The following is a 1,390-nucleotide window of genomic DNA, read 5'->3' as shown; positions in this document are numbered from 1 at the left end:
CTCCGCTGGCATCAGTTTCGGGGCTCTATCACACAGCCTACACGCCCCCTGTGTTCGCTTCGCAGCCGGGATCACTCCCGAACCACGCCACACTCGGTTCCGGTGGATGGCCAATCCTTACCGGCTCGGGACTTTCACCCGGTGGGCCGCAACAAGGAGTTTCCGATTCGCTTATCCGTCCGCTATCTTCCTCTCCTTCCAGGCTTTGCCTGGCGCAACCAATGGCTGACCGACGAGGTTCTGCCGCATGATCCCGACGCTCGCCACGGGCGCGACTCGGCACTGAATTGGTGTCGGCTCCGACACCTCGAACCGCCCGCCTTGGATCATCTCGATCGGCTCATCCGCTCCACGGTTCATGACTTCGAGGCGCGGCAACAGACCACCATCGTGGCGCGCTTGACCGACGCCAGCCGAACCGCGATCGCGCGCTGGCTGACCGACGACGAACCCGAATCGGACACCGACGAGGCCCACCCAACTCCCAAGGTGTCTTTGGCACAGATCAAGACCGACCCTGGCAAACCCAACCTGAACAGTCTCCTGGCTGGCCTAGCCAAGCTCCAGCGCATCGACGAGATCGGTCTGACGGCCGAGGTCTTCCTGGGCGTCCCCGCCAAGTTCATGGACCGGGCCTGCCGACGCTGCGCGACCGAATCGACCCACGAGCTTCGGCGCCATCCACCGACGATCCGCGACAGCCTGGTGGCGATGTTCTGCTGGCGGCGGCGCCAGCAGTTAACCGACGTTCTGATCGACCTGCTCGTCCAGATCATCCATCACCTCGGCATCCGCGCCGAGAAGAAGATCGACCAGCGCCACTTTGCCGCCTTCAAGAAGGTCCGGGGCAAGGCGCGTCTCCTATTCAAGCTGGCTCAAGCCGCCCTCGATCAGCCGGAAGGACTCGTCCAGGAGGTCGTTTATCCGGTGGTCAGCCCGAAGACCTTACAGGAGTTGGTCACCGAATTTGCGGCGACGGATTTCGATTTCGATCGTGAAGTGCAGGAGAAGATGCGCTCCTCCTACGGCCATCACTATCGGCGGATGCTTCTGCCGGTTCTGACGGCGCTGCGTTTCCAATCCAACAACGCCGTGCATCGCCCCGTCATCGCTGCGTTGGAAGTACTCAAACGTCATCGGGACAGTCCGCAGGTGTACTACCTGGTCGATGACGTACCGATCGATGGCGTGGTCCCCCAAAAATGGCGTGAGATCATCATCGAGAAGACCCCGGACAATCAGCAACGGGTCCATCGCATCAACTATAGCCATTTAATATGGTATCCAGACGCGCTTATTAAGCGGCATATTGGGTTTCCGGAAGGTGAAAAAACGATATTATGCGTTCTGCGCGACCCTTCAAAGACTTTAAAGCGGAATACAGACGACT

1 pseudogene is annotated in these 1,390 nt (G+C 60.0%); it reads left to right on the top strand.

What is annotated here, in order from left to right:
• Window positions 1-141: 141 nt before the first annotated feature.
• Window positions 142-1,390: pseudogene (locus tag CKO23_RS24710) on the top strand (hypothetical protein); the annotation flags it as partial.

The organism is Thiocystis violacea (assembly GCF_016583565.1).
Taxonomy (GTDB): domain Bacteria; phylum Pseudomonadota; class Gammaproteobacteria; order Chromatiales; family Chromatiaceae; genus Thiorhodococcus; species Thiorhodococcus violaceus_A.
The sequence above is the reverse complement of the archived record's forward strand: the minus strand, read 5'-3'. Positions and strand labels throughout refer to the sequence as shown.